Here is a 1,379-nt window from a genome sequence, read left to right on the forward strand (position 1 = left end):
AACAAGTCGGGCAGGCACATCATCTACTCGCTCTGGCAGCGCTCCGACAGCCCGGAGGCGTTCTACAGCTGCTCCGACGTCCAGTTCGGCGGCGGTGTACCGGACACGCAACCGCCCACCGCGCCGGGAACACCGGTCGCGTCCGCGATCACCGGCAGCTCCGTGAAGCTCGACTGGCCCGCCTCCACGGACAACCAGGGCGTCACGAGCTACCGCGTGCAGAACGGAACCCAGGTGGTGGCGACCTCGGCCACGAACTCCGCCACGGTCACGGGACTCACCGCGAACACCGACTACACCTTCACCGTGGTCGCGCTGGACGCGGCGGGCAACGCTTCACCGGCGTCGCCGAGCGTCGCGGTGCGAACGGGTAGCACCGGCACGTGTTCGGTGTCCTACACCAGACCGAGCACGTGGAACGGCGGCTTCACGGCCAGCGTGAAGATCACCAACTCCGGCACGGAGGCGGTGCGGGCCTGGCAGCTCGTCTGGGACTTCCCGGCCGGCCAGACGCTCGTGCAGGCCTGGTCGTCCACGATCTCCGTGGTGAACGGGAAAGCGACGGCGAAGGGCGCGTCGTACAACGCCGACGTGCCGGCGGGTGGCTCGGTGAACTTCGGGTTCAACGCCAACACGACCGGTGCGGTGACCGATCCGGCGTCCTTCACGCTCAACGGTTCCGCCTGCTCCACGGCATGAGAGGGCACTTCTGACGTTCGTCGAGGTCGAACAGCACTGAAAGACAGGAGGTCCGGGACAATGGAGTTCAACGGACGAAGGCAGTGGGCGTCGGCGGGCGTGGCCTTCGCGACCGCCGTCGCCACGGTCGGGTTCGCACTGAGCGCACCCGCGGGCGCAGCCCCCGGCTGCCGCGTCGACTACACCGCGAACAACTGGGGCGGTGGCGGTTTCGGCGGCAAGGTGAAGATCACGAACCTCGGCGACGCGATGTCGTCGTGGACGCTCAAGTTCACGTTTCCCGGCTCGCAGAAGGTGACCCAGGGCTGGAGCGCCACCTGGTCGCAGTCGGGTGCGAACGTGACCGCGACGAGTATGTCGTGGAATGGCAACCTGGGTACGGGCGGGTCGACGGAGATCGGGTTCAACGGCAGTTACACCGGCACCAACACCGATCCTGCGTCGTTCTCGCTCAACGGCACGGTTTGTACCGGCCAGCAACCGCCCACGAGCACGACAACCACAACGACGACGTCAGGCAACCCGAACCCCGGCACACGGGTGGACAACCCGTATGTGGGTGCGAAGATGTATGTGAACCCGGATTGGTCGGCGAAGGCGGCTGCCGAGCCGGGTGGGAGCAGGGTGGCGAACCAGCCGACCGGGGTGTGGATCGATCGGATCGCGGCGATCACCGGCAC

The 1,379-nt window shown here is 67.2% G+C and carries 2 protein-coding genes; both read left to right on the forward strand.

Translation table 11 applies throughout. The annotated features are described in order from the left end of the window. A partial coding sequence (locus JOD27_RS46335) for a cellulose binding domain-containing protein (protein ID WP_204768422.1) occupies nucleotides 1-699 on the forward strand: 699 nt, incomplete at its 5' end. 60 nt (nucleotides 700-759) lie between these two features. Further along, on the forward strand, nucleotides 760-1,379 hold a 620-nt coding region (locus JOD27_RS44355; RefSeq protein ID WP_204768423.1), incomplete at its 3' end, for a cellulose-binding domain-containing protein.

Source organism: Lentzea nigeriaca (genome assembly GCF_016907955.1).
In the GTDB taxonomy this organism is placed as follows: domain Bacteria; phylum Actinomycetota; class Actinomycetes; order Mycobacteriales; family Pseudonocardiaceae; genus Lentzea; species Lentzea nigeriaca.